This is a genomic window from Roseomonas sp. F4, from assembly GCF_053891155.1.
This window is the reverse complement of record NZ_JBSSHK010000003.1, coordinates 100,279-115,000: the sequence shown is the minus strand read 5'-3', so window position 1 is coordinate 115,000 and position 14,722 is coordinate 100,279. Positions and strand designations below refer to the sequence as shown.

At 70.2% G+C, this 14,722-nt stretch carries 13 protein-coding genes; 7 read left to right on the top strand and 6 right to left on the bottom strand.

What is annotated here, in order from left to right:
• Window positions 1–37: 37 nt before the first annotated feature.
• The 3 genes from dnaN to ACVFYP_RS12845 all read right to left on the bottom strand — a co-directional run bounded on the left by dnaN (window position 38) and on the right by ACVFYP_RS12845 (window position 3,323).
• On the bottom strand, window positions 38–1,165 hold the full coding sequence (gene dnaN, locus ACVFYP_RS12855) for a DNA polymerase III subunit beta (RefSeq protein WP_499200585.1): 1,128 nt from the start codon (window positions 1,163–1,165) through the stop codon (window positions 38–40).
• A gap of 111 nt (window positions 1,166–1,276) precedes the next feature.
• Window positions 1,277–2,299, bottom strand: coding sequence for an agmatinase (gene speB, locus ACVFYP_RS12850; protein ID WP_499200584.1), 1,023 nt, complete (start codon window positions 2,297–2,299; stop codon window positions 1,277–1,279).
• Between the two features lie 220 nt (window positions 2,300–2,519).
• On the bottom strand, window positions 2,520–3,323 hold the full coding sequence (locus tag ACVFYP_RS12845; RefSeq protein WP_499200583.1) for a gamma-glutamyl-gamma-aminobutyrate hydrolase family protein: 804 nt from the start codon (window positions 3,321–3,323) through the stop codon (window positions 2,520–2,522).
• 217 nt (window positions 3,324–3,540) lie between these two features.
• Here ACVFYP_RS12845 and ACVFYP_RS12840 point away from each other — a divergent pair, with 217 nt between their 5' ends.
• Window positions 3,541–4,515 carry a Bug family tripartite tricarboxylate transporter substrate binding protein gene (locus ACVFYP_RS12840; protein ID WP_499200582.1) on the top strand — a complete coding sequence of 325 codons (975 nt, stop codon included), beginning with the start codon at window positions 3,541–3,543 and terminating at the stop codon, window positions 4,513–4,515.
• A gap of 45 nt (window positions 4,516–4,560) precedes the next feature.
• Here the strand turns inward: ACVFYP_RS12840 and ACVFYP_RS12835 are convergent, their stop codons facing one another.
• The gene (locus ACVFYP_RS12835; RefSeq protein ID WP_499200581.1) at window positions 4,561–5,388 is read right to left on the bottom strand and encodes an FkbM family methyltransferase; all 828 of its coding nucleotides are present in this window, start codon (window positions 5,386–5,388) and stop codon (window positions 4,561–4,563) included.
• 471 nt (window positions 5,389–5,859) lie between these two features.
• Here ACVFYP_RS12835 and ACVFYP_RS12830 point away from each other — a divergent pair, with 471 nt between their 5' ends.
• Window positions 5,860–6,972 (top strand): hypothetical protein, encoded by a 1,113-nt coding sequence (locus ACVFYP_RS12830; RefSeq protein WP_499200580.1) that lies wholly within the window; start codon window positions 5,860–5,862, stop codon window positions 6,970–6,972.
• A 10-nt stretch (window positions 6,973–6,982) separates the two neighbouring features.
• On the opposite strand, the gene ACVFYP_RS12825 is transcribed toward ACVFYP_RS12830, so the two are convergent.
• The gene (locus ACVFYP_RS12825) at window positions 6,983–7,414 is read right to left on the bottom strand and encodes a hypothetical protein (protein WP_499200579.1); all 432 of its coding nucleotides are present in this window, start codon (window positions 7,412–7,414) and stop codon (window positions 6,983–6,985) included.
• 82 nt (window positions 7,415–7,496) lie between these two features.
• Here ACVFYP_RS12825 and ACVFYP_RS12820 point away from each other — a divergent pair, with 82 nt between their 5' ends.
• The 4 genes from ACVFYP_RS12820 (at window position 7,497) to ACVFYP_RS12805 (ending at window position 12,027) form a co-directional block, all read left to right on the top strand.
• The gene (locus ACVFYP_RS12820) at window positions 7,497–8,147 is read left to right on the top strand and encodes a tetratricopeptide repeat protein (RefSeq protein ID WP_499200578.1); all 651 of its coding nucleotides are present in this window, start codon (window positions 7,497–7,499) and stop codon (window positions 8,145–8,147) included.
• Entirely contained in the window at window positions 8,144–9,472 is a 1,329-nt protein-coding gene (locus ACVFYP_RS12815) for an outer membrane protein assembly factor BamB family protein (RefSeq protein ID WP_499200577.1), read from the top strand. The genes ACVFYP_RS12820 and ACVFYP_RS12815 overlap by 4 nt, the downstream gene beginning before the upstream one ends.
• Before the next feature lie 107 nt (window positions 9,473–9,579).
• Window positions 9,580–10,914 carry a ribosome biogenesis GTPase Der gene (gene der, locus ACVFYP_RS12810; RefSeq protein WP_499200576.1) on the top strand — a complete coding sequence of 445 codons (1,335 nt, stop codon included), beginning with the start codon at window positions 9,580–9,582 and terminating at the stop codon, window positions 10,912–10,914.
• Window positions 10,915–10,968: 54 nt separating this feature from the next.
• Window positions 10,969–12,027, top strand: coding sequence for a Rieske 2Fe-2S domain-containing protein (locus ACVFYP_RS12805; protein WP_499200575.1), 1,059 nt, complete (start codon window positions 10,969–10,971; stop codon window positions 12,025–12,027).
• Window positions 12,028–12,033: 6 nt separating this feature from the next.
• On the opposite strand, the gene ACVFYP_RS12800 is transcribed toward ACVFYP_RS12805, so the two are convergent.
• Window positions 12,034–12,438, bottom strand: coding sequence for a host attachment family protein (locus ACVFYP_RS12800; RefSeq protein ID WP_499200574.1), 405 nt, complete (start codon window positions 12,436–12,438; stop codon window positions 12,034–12,036).
• Window positions 12,439–12,665: 227 nt separating this feature from the next.
• Between ACVFYP_RS12800 and ACVFYP_RS12795 the strand changes: the two genes are divergently transcribed.
• Entirely contained in the window at window positions 12,666–14,717 is a 2,052-nt protein-coding gene (locus ACVFYP_RS12795; RefSeq protein WP_499200573.1) for a PhoX family protein, read from the top strand.
• Window positions 14,718–14,722 lie beyond the last annotated feature (5 nt).

Here is a 14,722-nt window from a genome sequence, read left to right as displayed (position 1 = left end):
CCGGAAATGGTCCGGACGGCCCCAACCGCAAGCCGCGTCAGACCCGCATCGGCATCAGCACGTACAGCGCTTCCGGCTTCGCACTGTCCGTCACGATGGTCGGCGCGGAACCGTCGGAGAAGCGGAATTCCACCGTATCGGCGATCTGGTCGGTGATATCGTTCAGGTAGCGCGCCTGGAAGCCGATCTCGAGCGGGCCGCTTTCGTAGCTCACCACATCGCCATCCAGCTCCTCCTGCGCCTGGCCCAGCTCGGCGCTGGCGGCAGAGAGCAGCAGGTGGTTGCGGTCGATGGAGAGCTTCACAGGCCGCGACCGCTCGCTGCTGATGCCCGCCACGCGCCCCACGGCCTCCGCGAAATCCTTCTTCTGGACCCGCAGAACCTTGTCGTTGCCGCGTGGAATCACCCGTTCATATTCGGGGAAAGTGCCGTCGATCAGCTTGGAGGTCAGCTGCACCGCGCCCAGGGTGAAGCGGATCTTGGTATCGGACAGGGCGACGGCGATCTCATCCGTCACTTCCTCGGCCAGCTTGCGCAACTCGTTCACCGTCTTGCGCGGCACGATCACGCCCGGCATGCCGGCCGCCCCATCGGGCAGGGATTCCTCGACGCGGGCCAGGCGGTGGCCATCCGTCGCCACGGCGCGCAGCACTTGGGCGCCGCCGCTCTCGGTGGCGTGGATATAGATGCCGTTCAGATAGTAGCGCGTCTCCTCGGTGGAGATCGCGAACTTCGTGCGGTCGATCAGCTCCCGCAGCTGGCCGGCGGGCAGGGAGAAGCGGTGCGGCAGCTTGCCCTCGGTCATGGAGGGGAAATCCTCCACCGGCAGGACCGACAGCTTGGCGTCGAAGCGGCCAGCGCGCAGCGTCATCTGCGCGTCGCCGCCCGGATGGTCCAGCTCCAGCTTCGCGCTGTCCGGCAGCTTGCGCACCAGTTCGAACAGGGTGGCCGCCGGGGCCGTGGTGCGGCCGGCGCGCGCCACGGTCACGCCGGGCACATCCTCCACCACCGCGATCTCCATATCCGTCGCGGTCAGCCGCAGCCCGCCCTCGCGGGCCTCCAGCAGCACATTGGCGAGGATCGGGATCGTATTCCGCCGCTCCACCACGCTCTGCACATGTGCGAGCGCCTTGAGGAGCACCGCCCGGTCCACCGTGAACTTCATGACCTGAATTCCCGAAATCTGGCGGCGACAGGCCGACCCCTACCCGCCCCGCGCGGGGTGCCAGTCTAACAGGCTGGAATCAGGCTTTGAAGGGCCGGACTTCCGCCCATTTTATCGACGGAAGGATGGCGCCCGGACCAGCAGACACAAAATCTGGAACATCGCCTGGGCGCCGATCTGGGCCGTGGCGGTGCCGGCATCGTATTGCGGCGCCACCTCCACCACATCGCCCCCCACCACATCCAGCCCCGCCAGGCCCCGCAGCAGTTGCATCACCTGCAAGGGGGTCAGCCCGCCCACCTCCGGCGTGCCGGTGCCAGATGCGAAGCCGGGGTCCACCGCATCCACGTCGAAGGAGACGTAGATCGGCCCGGTCGCCACCTTCCGGGCCAGCTCCAGCACCGCCGATACGCCCATCTCGGCGAATTCATGCATCTGAATCAGGGTCATGCCGCTGGCGGTCGAAAACTCCCACAGATAGCCGGCGCCACCGCGGATGCCGATCTGGATGGTGCGTTCCGGGTCCAGCACGCCTTCCAGCACAGCCTGGCGGAAGGGGCCGCCATGGTGGAAGCGGCTGCCCTCATATTCGCCGCCGGTATCGGCATGGGCGTCGATATGCACCATCCCCAGCGGCCGCCCCGCCCCCAGGGCCTTGAGGATCGGCAGGCTGATCGAATGGTCGCCGCCCGCCGCCACGGTGCGGATGCCCGCCGCCCGCAGCGCGCCGAAGTGGTTTTCGATGTCGGCATGGCAGGATTCGAGGGAAAAGCGGGAGGCCATGGGCACGTCGCCGATATCCGCCACCCGCGCCTCGCTCAGCGGCGCCATGTGCAAGGCCGGCTCATAGGGGCCGACGCGCTCCACCCCCCGGATCGCGCGCGGGCCGAGCCTCGCGCCGGCCCGGTTGGTCACGCCGAGGTCCATCGGCACGCCGACCAGTCCGATCTCGGGCGGATTGGCAAAAGGGTCGGCCTGGAAGGGGGCGCCACAGAGGGTGGCCAATCCCGCAAAAGGCCAGGCCCGGCGGTCGCCCTGGAACTGGGTCTCGATGATGCGGCGGAACAGCGGGTCCTCGCTCTCCGCCCCCGTGGCGAAACGCGCCTTCAACGCCGCCAGCTTTTGCTCATCCATCCGTTGCCTCCGGGCCTCCAAACGCGAAGCGCCCGGTCAGGGGGGTGACCGGGCGCCAACGCGGATTACTTCCGATCGGAATGGTCGGGCGAGCCGGCAGGGGAACCGGGCCTCGTCCGCCGGCGATAGTCGGCCGGCCCGCGCATCTTAGCGCGTCCCGCCCCCCGCATGCAAAGAACATGCGGCGACACCGGGGCTCAAGCCGCGCGCCGCGCCAAGCTCAAGCCGCGCGCTGCGCTGCGACGACCAGGCGCTTGCCCGCCGCCCAGTCGGCGGTGGCCGCGCCAAAAGCCTCAAAGATCACGCGGGATCGCGCATCCTGTTCCCAGTCATATTCCGGATGCCACTGCACGCCCATGCAGAAGCCCGGCGCATCGGCGGCCCGCACCGCCTCCACCGTGCCATCCGGCGCCCAGGCCTCCGCCACCAGGCGCGGCGCCAGGCGGCAGATGCCCTGGTTGTGCAGGGAGTTTACCGGCACCGCCTCCGGCCGCACGCGCAGCCCGGCGGCGGCCCAGATGCGGGCGAGCTGGCCATCGGCGGCGATGCGCACCGCATGGGCCTTGCCGGTGCGCACACCGGGCAATTGCTGGTCGGACGGGGTGGAATGGTCGATCCGACCCGGCAGGTCCTGGATCCGCTGGTCCAGCGACCCGCCGAGCGCCACATTCAGCTCCTGGAATCCCCGGCAGATCGCCAGCACCGGCAGCCCCGCGGCGATGGCGGCGCGGATCAGTGGCAGGGTGGTGGAATCCCGCTGCGGGTCCTCCGGCGTGCCCTCGGCATGGGCGGGACCGTCATAATAGGTGGGGTGCACGTTGGACCGGCTGCCGGTCAGCATCAGCCCATCCAGCCGCGGCAGGATATCCGGCACCAGCGCCTCCCCGGCCGCGGGCAGCAGCACGGGCACGGCGCCAATCGGCCCCAGCGACACCCGCACATAGCTGTCCGAGGCGGCATGGTTCGGCGTGCCGAACAGGCCAAAGGCTTTTACACAGCAGGAGATACCGACCATCGCGCGCATCTTGGAAATGTCAGTCCCTTATGTGGCGGGATCAAGACGATCTTCGGCGTATTGGTCGCGCGTGGGGCGCATGGCAGCCTCCCCCTGCCGCTTTTGACGGCGCGGATCGCCCAATCGGACAGCGAATTCTTGTTGCCGCTGCCCCGCCCGCCCATGGTTGCTGTTGCGCGCGCCACGCCAGCCCGCACAATGCAACCCTGTGAAGGAGGGCTTGGGCATGTTCGGGCGTCGCGAGGTTCTGGCCGGTTTGGGCATGGCGGGTCTGGCCACCGCATCGGGCGCGCAAGCGCAGGCCGCCTGGCCCGAGCGCCCCCTGCGCTGGATCGTCGGCTATCCGCCCGGCGGGGCATCCGATGCCTTCGCCCGGCTGATCGCCGCGCAGATGACGCCCCGCCTTGGCCAGAATGTGCTGGTGGAGAACCGCCCCGGCGGTGGCGCCGTGCTGGCCAGTGAGATCGTCGCCCGAAGCCCGGCCGATGGCTATACCTGGATGCATGTCGATAACGGCATCCTGGTCTATAATCAGGCGCTCTATTCGCGTCTGCCCTACAATCCGGACCGGGATTTCACCGGCGTCGGCTTCATCGGGCGCTTCCCGCTCTACATCGTTGTGCGGGCGAATGATCCGATCCAGGACTTTGCCGGACTGGTCGCGGCGTCGAAGACCCGCGCGCCGACCTACGGCACGCCGGCCGTCGCCTCCCCGCACCACCTGGCGATGGAACTGGTGAAGCGCCGCACCGGGCTGGCGGCGGAACATGTGCCCTATCGGGGCGGGCCGGCGGCAATGCAGGACCTTCTGGGCGGCAGTGTCGATCTGGTGGTGATCGACACCGCCACCGGCACCCCCTTCATCCGCGATGGCCGCGTCCGCGCGCTGTGTGTGATGAGCGAGGCGCGCAGCGCGCTGTTCCCGCAGGTGCCGACCCTGGTGGAGCTGGGCTTCGCCGACACCACCGCCTATGGCTGGCAGGGCATGAGCGTGCCCGCCGGCACCCCCGCCCCGGTCGTCGCCCGGCTGGCGGAGGAGATGGTGCGGGCCATGACCTCGGATGACATCGCCAAGCGGCTCGCCGACCTCGGCATCGAATACCAGCCCTGGACCCCCGCCCAGTTCACCGCCTTCGTGGAGCGGGAGAATGCGGTGTGGCGGCCGCTGATCCGGGAGCTGGGGATCCGCCTGGACGGCTGACCTCGCCGGCCTCCCTGCCCCGGACGGGGCGGGGAGCCCCGCTTGTCACGTCAGCGGGCGGCGGGACAGCACCAGATCGGCATGGCTCAGCGCGGAGAGGCTGCCCTCCGCCATCGGCCGCAGGCCGTCGACGGTGATCATCTGCACATGCACCAGCCCGAGCCCGCGCAGCCAGGCCTCGAAGGCGGCCGCATCCTCCGTCGTGCCCATCATATGGGGGTCCCATTCGGTCACCATGATGAGGTTCGGGGACCGGCGGATCAGCGCCTCCGCCCCGCGCAGCGCCTGCGGCTCGCTGCCCTCGCAGTCCAGGCGCATCAGACGCGCCTCCGGCAGGTCGTGCAGCACGTCGTCGATGCGCACGCCGCGTGCCTCGAAACGCTCCGGATAGTCCTCCAGGCTGCTCGAACGCGCCACATGGCCGCTGCCGATCTGGGCGGGATGCACGGCGAAGGCGATGCGGCCCGGCTCCGCCAGGGCGGCGGCCTCATGCACCGTGACCCGGTCGCCGAAGCCATTCACCATGACGCTGTCCTTCAACAGCGCGAGCACGCGGGGATTGGCCTCGAAGGAATGCACATGGCCGGTGGCGCCCACCGCCTGGGCCATCGCCAGGGTGTGGTAGCCCATGCTGGCGCCGACCTCGACCACCCGGTCGCCAGGCTTCAGCAGCTGGCGCAGCAGCGCCTCCACCTGGCGCTCCCACTCCCCGGACAGCGCGATATGCGGCGTCATGCCGACATCCCGAACATCCAGGAAGATCTTCAACCCCGACCTCGTCATCGCAACGGCGCGGTTGCCAAGGAAGCAATAGGTGTCGCGACGCATGGGCGCCGGGCGGGATTTGCGGGACAGGAACATACGTCGCAACAAGCTTCGGGCCGCCTTCGGACAGTTTTTGCGACGGTCACCATAGCGGCGCCGGGCGGCCAAGCCAAAGGCCAGCGATCACAACCCGCTGTTAAGCACGATCATGCAATTGTCACGTACACGGCATAGATCGTCGTGAAGACCGCATCGCCAGGACGGCGCACCCGAAACCGGGAGCCCTCGCCATGCCCACAGACAGCTTCGCCACCCCGACATTGCCCTGGTCAGTCCCGTGGGCGTTCCGCGCCCGCCGCCCGTGGCGGGACTTCCTACACAACCTGCGCCGCTGGCTGACCTATCGCCCGGAACGACGCTACCTCGGCGGTGGCCGGCGGCCGCTACGCTAAGCCTGAAGGGGCAGACCGCACGGGGCCTGGGCCTCCTCCTCCTCATCGCCGGTTGAGACGCCCTCGCGCGGCTGGTAGAGCCGTGGGGCGGGATGCGGAGGTTATGATGGCGGAACAGGACAGGCCCATGGTGGATTCGGCCATGGCTGGCTGGGCGGCAACGCTTCGGGCGTCGCTCGCGCCCGCTCAGGCGGTGACTGCCTCGCAGCTTCCGGCGGGGGAAGCGCCCCTGTTGCGGGAGATGCTGATGGCGCCACCGCCCCCCAGCGCGCCGCCTGCCTCCACCCTGGCATCGCTGGCCCCGCCGGCGGCACCCGAGCCACCGGCCCCCACCGGCCTGCTCGCCTTACTCGCCCCCGCGCCGCCGCCCTCCGACCCTATCCAGATCTGGGCCAGCCCTTTGCTGGCCGCGCTGGGCGTCGCCGCCAGCCCCGCCTTGCCGCCGGTCCAGCAACCCGGGACCGCCAAGCCGCCGCTCGGCAAGGTCGCCCCTGCCGCCCCGGTGAGCCCGCCGCCGCCAGCACCGGAACCCGAGCCGGCCGAAACGCCTGCGGCGCCCGTCGAATCACCGATGGCCAGCACGCCGGCCCCGCCGGAGCAGGAAGAGATAACGGCCATCGCCGCCGCCTATCAGGCGGTGCAGGACCGGCCGATGCCGCCCGAGGCCGCGCCGGCAGGCCTGGAATGGCTGGCCCTGGCGCGAAGCCTGGACACGGCGCAGGACCATTGGCGCGCCCTGTTCCTCGGCATCGATGCGCCCGACGTGCCGCTGGCCGGCGCTCTGGCGGCACGGCGGAAGGGTCTGGCACCGGCGCTGCATGCGGTGGAAGCCCATCCCGGCCGCTTCGGTGCCCTGCTGGCCGCGCTGGAAGCGGAGGGGCTGGCGGATGGCGACACGCGGCTGTTGCAGGCCGCCGTGGTCGCCGACCCGGCCAAGCTGCCGCCGCGCGGCGCCCTGGCGCAGGACGTGATTGGGCGGGAGCAGGTCTGGGACCTGCTGCGCCTCAGCGACGCCCGGATGGTCTCCCATATTCTGGGCCGGATCCTGGCCCTGGTGACCGAACGGGTACGCTGGCTTGTTGTTTGCCCGCTGAACAGGGCCGATGAATCCAGCCTCATCAAGGCTTTGGCCGGCACCGGCTGGACACTGGTGGCAGACCGACCGGCGGTGCTGAACCTCGCCCGCCCCACCCATGCCGGTCAGCCGGGTGGCCAGCTCTGGCGCGGCCCGCTGGCCTGATCCCGCGCCCTCAACGCTGCGGCGGTTCCGCCACCCTTGAGGACAGTAGCGGGTCCGCCGACCTTGAAGGTTGTGGCGGGTCCGCCACAGGGCGCGCGGCGCCGGTGGGGGGCGCCGTCCAGCAATCCACCGCACCGAGGGACCTCGTGCAGAAGGGCTGTGCCACCGGCACGGGGTCCGGCGGCGCACACCAGCTCTCCCGCCGCTCCACCCGCACCAGGGAACAGTCCCGCCCGGTCGCCAGGCTCGCCACATGGTCGATCGGCGTCCGCCCGGTCAGCACCAGGCCGGCGCCGCTGGCCACCAGCACAGGGCCGGAGGTGGCCGCCAGCATCGGCCCGATCTGGCAGCCGGCCAGCGCCGGCAGTGCCAGCAGAAGGATCGCCCGGCGCGTATTCCGGCGGCGGGATGGCGGGAAAGTGCGGCGATCGGGTCGGGGCATGACGGGAAGCTACCCGCTCGGGCTTAACGTGGCCTCACCGCGCGGCTATGGTCCGCGCCCCTGGCGGATCGAAGGATAGCCCGTGCCCGATATCTTCGATGAGATCGAAGAGGACCTCCGCGCCGACCGTGCCCGCCGCCTGGCGATGCGGTGGGGTGGGCTGGCGCTCGGCGTGGTCCTCGTGGTGATGGCCGCCGCCGGCGGGTACCAGGCCTGGCGCTGGCAGCAGGCCGGCCAGGCCGCCACCGCCGCCAATACCTTCCTGACCCTGCACCGCAACGCCGAGGCCCAGGGCGCGGACCTTCCCGCCGTGGCCGATGGCTTCGCCGCCCTGTCGCGGGAAGCCCCCGCCGGCTACCGCACCCTGGCGCGGCTGCGCGCCGCGGCGCTGAAGGCGGAAACCGGGGACCGGGACGCCGCCTTGGCCCTCTGGGACCAGGTGGCGCAGGACAATACGGCCGAGTCGCTGTACCGCGACCTCGCCAGCCTTCTTTATGTCGGCCATGCGCTGGACAGCGGCGACCCCGCCCAGCTCGCCAGCCGCATCGCGCCGTTGACCCAGACCGGCAATGCCTGGCAGGCCCCGGCGCGGGAATTGTCCGCCCTGGTCGCCATCCGCCGCGGCGACACCGCCACGGCACGGCAGCAATTGCAGGCCCTGGCCGCCGACACGGCCGCCACACCGGGGCTGCGCGAACGCGCGCAGCGCCTCGCCGCGGGGCTCGGTTCATGATGCATAAGACCCTCTCCCGCCGTGCCGGACTGCTCGGCGCCGTCGCCCTGCTCTCCGGCTGTTCCAGCCTCGACAACATCTGGGGCAGCCGCAAAACGCCCCTGCCCGGGGAGCGCCGCAGCGTGCTGAGCGCCGACCCGCCTTTGGCCGCCGATACCGGCGCCACCGGTGCGGTCAGCCTGCCACCACCCACGGCCATCACCGACTGGCCGCAGGCCGGCGGCCCGCCGAGCCACGCGCCCGGCCATGCGGCCTTCACCGCGGAGCCGCGCCAGGCCTGGCGCGCCTCGATCGGCGGTGGCTCCGGCTACCGGTCGCAGATCACCGCCGGGCCGGTGATCGCCGGCGACACGGTCTATGCCGTCGATGCCTCCGGCCAGGTTTCGGCCTTCGCCCTGGCCGATGGCGCCCGCCGCTGGCGGGTGGAGACGACGCCGGAGGATGAGAGCGCCGGCACGGTTGGCGGTGGCGCCGCCTTCGCCGATGACGTGTTGTATGTCGCGACCGGCATGGCGGAGGTTCTGGCCCTGTCGCCGCTGGATGGCGCGATACGCTGGCGCGTCCGCACACCATCCCCCACCCGCGGCGCCCCCACCGTGGCGGGCGGGCGGATTTTCGTCACCACGCTGGAAAACCACCTGATCGCCCTGTCCATCGAGGATGGGCGCCGGCTGTGGACGCATCGTGGCGGCGCGCAGACCACCCTGCCGCTCGGCCTGCCCGCCCCGGCCGTGGAGGGTGAATCCGTGGTGGCCGGCTTCGGCACCGGCGAGATGGTGGCCGCCCGCGTCACGGATGGCCGCGTGCTGTGGTCGGAGGGCCTGGGCACCACCGGCGCCACCAGCCTGGCCGATATCGTCGGCATCACCGGCCTGCCGGTGATCGATCGTGGCCGGGTGCTGGCGGCGGGCCTGGGCAATACCACCATCGCGGTGGATCTGCGCAGCGGCCGGCGGCTGTGGGAACGCACCTTTGGCGGCGGCACCGGCGTCGCTTCCGCCGGCGACTACGTGTTCTCCGTCACCCGCGGCGGCGATGCGGTGGCGGTGGGGCGGGAAGATGGGCGCATCCGCTGGGTGGCCGAGCTGGACCCCACCCCGGAAGGCGGCCGCCGCCGCGACGCGGCGCGCTTCGGCCCGCCGATCCTGGCCGGCGGCTTCGTGATGATCCCCTCCAGCCGCGGCGAGCTGCTGCTTCTGGCGCCTGCCGATGGCAGCATCGCCGGCCGCGTGCCGCTATCCTCCGGCGTGACCCTGCCGGCGGCGCTGGCGCAGGGCACGATGGTGCTTCTGGGCGATGACGGGACGCTGATGGCGCTGCGCTAGGCCGCGCCAGGATTCGGCTATTCGCGGCAAGCGCGCCCCATCGGGCGCGCTTGGTGCTATGAGGGCCTTGGCCGTGCGCACCGCGCGGCCGGGACCTTTGGAATACCATGCAGACCGTTGCCATTCTCGGCCGGCCCAATGTGGGCAAATCCTCGCTGTTCAACCGCCTGGCCGGGCGGAAGATCGCGCTGGTGGACGACACCCCCGGCGTCACCCGCGACCGCAAGCAGGTGGAAGCCGAGATCGGCGGCGTGCCCGTCATGCTGATCGACACGGCGGGGCTGGAGGAAGCGGCGCCGGACACGTTGGCCGGCCGCATGACCGCGAGCAGCGAGGGCGCGCTGCGCCAGGCGGATCTCGTGCTGTTCGTGGTCGATGTCCGCACCGGCCTGACCGCCGCCGACCGCGCTTTTGCGAGCTGGCTGCGCAAGGCGCCTTGCCCGGTCCTGCTGGTGGCGAACAAGGCTGAGGGTCGGCTCGGCATGCAATCCGCCATGGAGGCCTATGAACTCGGCCTCGGCGACCCGATCGCCGTCTCCGCCGAGCATGGCGACGGTTTTGGGAATCTGCACGACGAGGTGCGGGACCGGCTGCAGGCGGAGCCGCGGCGGGGCAAGGAGGACCGGGAGCGGCCGCTGCGGCTGGCCATCCTCGGGCGCCCCAACGCGGGAAAATCCACCCTGCTGAACGCCCTGGTGGGCGAGGAACGCATGATCACCGGGCCGGAGCCCGGGTTGACCCGCGATGCCATCGCCGTCGATTTCCGCGATGCCGAGGGGCCGATCCGCCTGGTGGACACCGCCGGCCTGCGCAAGAAGGCCCGGATCGAGAAGCTGCTCGAAAAAATGTCGACGGAGGCCAGCATCGCCGCGCTGAAGGAGGCGGAGGTGGTGATCCTGGTCGTCGATGCCCTGCAAGGCATGGATGAGCAGGACCTGCGCATCGGCCGGCTGGCGGAGCGCGAGGGCCGCGCCTTGGTGATCGCCTTCAACAAGTGGGATGCGGTGGAAGACCGCACGGCGACCCGGCGCAAGCTCGAGGACACGCTGCTCAGCAGCTTCGCGCAGATGAAGGGCATCTCGGTGGTGCCGATTTCCGCCGCCAATGGGCGGGGCCTCGAAAAGCTGATGCCGACGGTGCGCACGGTCTATGACCTGTGGAACCGCCGCGTGCCGACCGGCGAGCTGAACCGCTGGTTCGAGACGATGAAGGAACGCCACCAGCCGCCGCTGGTCGAGGGCAAGCGCATCAAGCTGCGCTACGCCACCATGCCGAAGGCCCGCCCGCCCACCATCACCGTCTTCGGCACCCGGGCCGAGCAGCTACCGGAAGACTATCGCCGCTACCTCGTGAACAGCTTCCGGGAAAAGTTCGACATGCCGGGCGTGCCGATCCGGCTGCATCTGCGGGGGACCGAAAACCCCTATGGGGAAGAAGAGTAGCCTCTGGCACGGGGCATGCTTGCCTCTTTGGCGGTCCCCGCCGGAGAGGTACGCATGCTCGCCACGCAGCACCCCGTCTTCCGCCGCTTCTGGTACCCCATCTTCCAATTGACCGAGCTTGCCGAAGGGCCGCGCGCCTTCCGGCTGCTTGGGGAGGATATCGTGCTGTGGCTGGATGCCGAGGGCGCGCCGGCCTGCCTCGCCGATCGCTGCCCGCACCGCTCCGCCAAGCTCTCGGTCGACAGCCAGGTGGTGAACGGGGCGCTGGCCTGCGGCTATCACGGCTGGCAGTTCGGCAGCAGCGGCACCTGCCTGTTCGTTCCGCAGATGCCGGAATTGCGGGCGGGGGCACGCAGCGCGGCCAAGGCCTATGCCTGCGTTGCCCGCTACGGCTTCGCCTGGGTCTGCCTGGATGAGAACCCGCTGCTGCCGATTCCGGAGCTGCCGCATGCGGAGGATCCCGGCTTTCGCCAGATCTTCGAATACGCCGAAGACTGGGACGCCAATTTCCTGCGCGTCGCCGAGAACGCGCTGGATGTCGGCCATGTCGCCTTCGTCCATCGCGCCACCATCGGCGATGACAGCAAGCCCACCATGCCGCGGCTGACCCTGGTGCCCATGGCGAACGGGGTGAATTTCCGCTGCCTATTGCCGGTGGCAAATCGCAGTGACCAGCAGCGCAACCTCCGCATCGCGGAGGAGGAGACGGTGCGGACCGTGGATATCAAATGGCTGATGCCGGGTGCCTTCACCCTGCATTTCACCTATCCAAACGGCCTGATCCACGCGATCTGCGGCTTCGCCACGCCCATCGATGACCATAAGTGCCGCCGCATCCAGTTCGTCTATCGCAGCGACACGGAAGCCGAGGCGCCCGGTGCCAATATCGCCGCCTTCGATCGCCGGGTGGGCAGCGAGGACCGGCGGCTGCTGGAATCCTGCCCCGCCGACTTCCCGCTGGACCCGAAGGCGGAGGCGCACATGATCCTCGACCGTCCCAGCCTGGTCATGCGCCAGACGCTCCGCCGGCTGCTGCGCGACCATGACCCCAACGCGCATCTGGCGGCCGCCGAACTGGCGGCGCCGGATACGTTGGCGGTGGAGGCCGCCTGACCCTGCTCAGGCCGCGGTGATCGCGGCCTCGATATCCTTCAGGGAATGGCCCGTTAGATCCTTCGGGATCTCGCCCAGAAGCTTGGCCGACAGGGTCTTGTGGTAGTGCTTGCGCAGCTCGCCCAGCGTCCGCGGCGCGGCGATGATGACCAGGCCCTCCACATGGCCCGCCATGACCTGCTTGTTCAGCATGTCGGCGACGCCGGCGGCAAAACCGTCCTCATCCTGCTGGCTGTCGGAGGGGTTGGCGGAGCTGCTGGAATGGCGGCCGCCGGAGCCCTTGTTGTCGCTGTCCACATCCGGCGACTGCATTGCGGTGAGCTCAAGCGTGCCGGCAGGGCCGGTGTTCTTGAACAGGTTCAGCTTCTCGCCGTCGGCGACGGCGACATAGGCATTGGTGGGAAGCAGCATGACATCTCCTGGGCCTCAAGGGCCGCATCGCGCCGGGTGACGGGCGCCGCCAGGGAGCCTTTGCCCGCTGGTTCATGCTCTCAACGCGGCAGCCCGCGGTTGGCTCCCCGCCGGCGCGCAGGACCCGGGCGGTCAACTGTCATATCGCTGCAACAGGCCTGCCGCCGGGCTTTCGCGCGACGCCGGTAGAACGCCCTCGCCGAGCCACCAGCCAGGGACGCCGCAGCATGCCCGACACCAATCCCCACCTGCCCTACGACATCGAGGCGGGCGACGAGGTTCCCTCCAACTATTCCTCCAATCCGCGCTTCGCCGAGATCGTCGAGGCGCGGCTGGGCCGCCGAGGCATGCTGATGGGCGGCCTCGGCGCCGCCATCGCCGGCTTCATCGGCGCGGAGAGCCGCACCGCCAGCGCCCAGGGCGCCACCCCGGCCGCGGCCGGCGCGCAGGGCCCGGTCATCGGCTTCAAGCCGGTGCCGATCAGCCCGAACGACACGGTGGTGGTGCCGGAGGGCTATTCGGTTCAGGTCATCATCCCGCAGGGCACGCCGCTGAACGGCCAGCCGGCCGGCAAGACGGTGGCGGAGATGACGGCCGCCGAACAGGACGCCGCCATCGGCGCGCATCATGACGGCATGCATTTCTTCCCCATCGAGGGCCGCGAGCCGAACCAAGGCAGCAGCACGGATGGCTTCCTGGTGCTGAACCACGAATACATCGAGCCGCGCTTCATGCATGCGCGCGCCGTCGGCCTCTCCATGGGCAGCGGCCGCATGCCGCTGGTGGACGGCGTGCGGGATGCCGAGGAGGTGCGCAAGGAAATCGCCGCGCACGGCGTCGGCGTGGTCCGCATCGCCCGCCAGGCCGATGGCAAATGGGCCGTGGTGGCCGACCCGCGCAACCGCCGCATTACCGCCGGCACGCCGATGGACATCGCCGGCCCGGTGCGCGGCCACGCACTGGTCCGCACCAAATACAGCCCGGACGGCACCGCGGTGCGCGGCACGATGAGCAATTGCGCGCATGGCTATACGCCCTGGAACACCTACCTGACCTGCGAGGAGAACTGGTCGGGCTATTTCCGCAACCTCGACCGGCAGGACGGCCAGCCGCGCCTGCCGCGCGAACAGGCTCGCTACGGCGTGCCGACCGATGCCGGCCGCTACAACTGGGACCAGGCGGCGGGCGGCGCCGATGAATTCATCCGCTTCAACGTCTCCGCCACCGGCGCCGACGCCACGCAGGACTATCGCAACGAGGCCAATGGCTTCGGCTGGATCGTCGAGATCGACCCCTTCAACCCTGCGGCGCGGCCGGTGAAGCGCACCGCGCTCGGCCGCTTCGCGCATGAGGGCATGGTCTTCGGGCCGACCCGCGAGGGCAGCCCCGTGGTAGCCTATTCCGGCGACGATTCGATCTTCGAATACATCTACAAGTTCGTCTCGGCCCGCCCCTTCCAGCGCGCCACCGCGAATGGCGCGCTGCTCGACGAAGGCACGCTGTATGTCGCCAGGTTCAATGCCGATGGCAGCGGCGAATGGCTGCCGCTGGTGCATGGCCAGGGGCCGCTGACCGCCGCCAACGGCTTCGCCGACCAGGGCGAGGTCTTGGTGAATACGCGCCTCGCCGCGGATGCGCTGGGCGCCACCAAGATGGATCGCCCGGAATGGGGTGCGATAGATCCGCGCGACGGTCGGGTCTATTTCACGCTGACCAACAACAGCCGCCGCACCGCGGCCCAGCTGGACCCCGCCAATCCGCGCGCGCGCAACGAGTTCGGCCAGATCATCCGCTGGCGGGAAGCCGGCGATGACCACGCCGCGACCCGTTTCGCCTGGGACCTGTTCCTGATCGCCGGTCCGGAGGGCAACAGCCGCCTTGCCAGCGATGCCACCGTCAGCGCCGACAACATCCTGGCCTGCCCGGACGGCCTGTGGTTCGACGCCGATGGCCGGCTGTGGATCCAGACCGACATCGGCGAGAATGAGCAGCTCAAGGGCGCCCTGGCCCCCTTCGGCAACAACGCCATGCTCTGCGCCAATCCGATCACCGGCGAGACACGGCGCTTCCTGACCGGTCCGAACGGCCAGGAAGTGACCGGCGTGGTCACCACCCCGGACCGGCGCACCATGTTCGTCAACCTCCAGCACCCCGGCGCCACCACCAGCGCGGCGGATTGGGCGGCGGGCAAGCCGAACACCAGCTTCCTGACGGGCGGCGTCCCGCTCTCCGCGACGCTGGTCATCACCAAGAACGACGGCGGCATCATCGGCACCTGATGGTG

Coding starts and splice junctions, on each gene's coding strand:
- ACVFYP_RS12815 (WP_499200577.1), top strand. CDS start 8,144: ATGATGCATAAGACCCTCTCCCGCCGTGCCGGACTGCTCGGCGCCGTC.
- speB (WP_499200584.1), bottom strand. CDS start 2,299: ATGGATGAGCAAAAGCTGGCGGCGTTGAAGGCGCGTTTCGCCACGGGG.
- ACVFYP_RS12800 (WP_499200574.1), bottom strand. CDS start 12,438: ATGCTGCTTCCCACCAATGCCTATGTCGCCGTCGCCGACGGCGAGAAG.
- ACVFYP_RS12825 (WP_499200579.1), bottom strand. CDS start 7,414: ATGCCCCGACCCGATCGCCGCACTTTCCCGCCATCCCGCCGCCGGAAT.
- ACVFYP_RS12845 (WP_499200583.1), bottom strand. CDS start 3,323: ATGCGCGCGATGGTCGGTATCTCCTGCTGTGTAAAAGCCTTTGGCCTG.
- ACVFYP_RS12830 (WP_499200580.1), top strand. CDS start 5,860: ATGGTGGATTCGGCCATGGCTGGCTGGGCGGCAACGCTTCGGGCGTCG.
- dnaN (WP_499200585.1), bottom strand. CDS start 1,165: ATGAAGTTCACGGTGGACCGGGCGGTGCTCCTCAAGGCGCTCGCACAT.
- ACVFYP_RS12805 (WP_499200575.1), top strand. CDS start 10,969: ATGCTCGCCACGCAGCACCCCGTCTTCCGCCGCTTCTGGTACCCCATC.
- der (WP_499200576.1), top strand. CDS start 9,580: ATGCAGACCGTTGCCATTCTCGGCCGGCCCAATGTGGGCAAATCCTCG.
- ACVFYP_RS12795 (WP_499200573.1), top strand. CDS start 12,666: ATGCCCGACACCAATCCCCACCTGCCCTACGACATCGAGGCGGGCGAC.
- ACVFYP_RS12840 (WP_499200582.1), top strand. CDS start 3,541: ATGTTCGGGCGTCGCGAGGTTCTGGCCGGTTTGGGCATGGCGGGTCTG.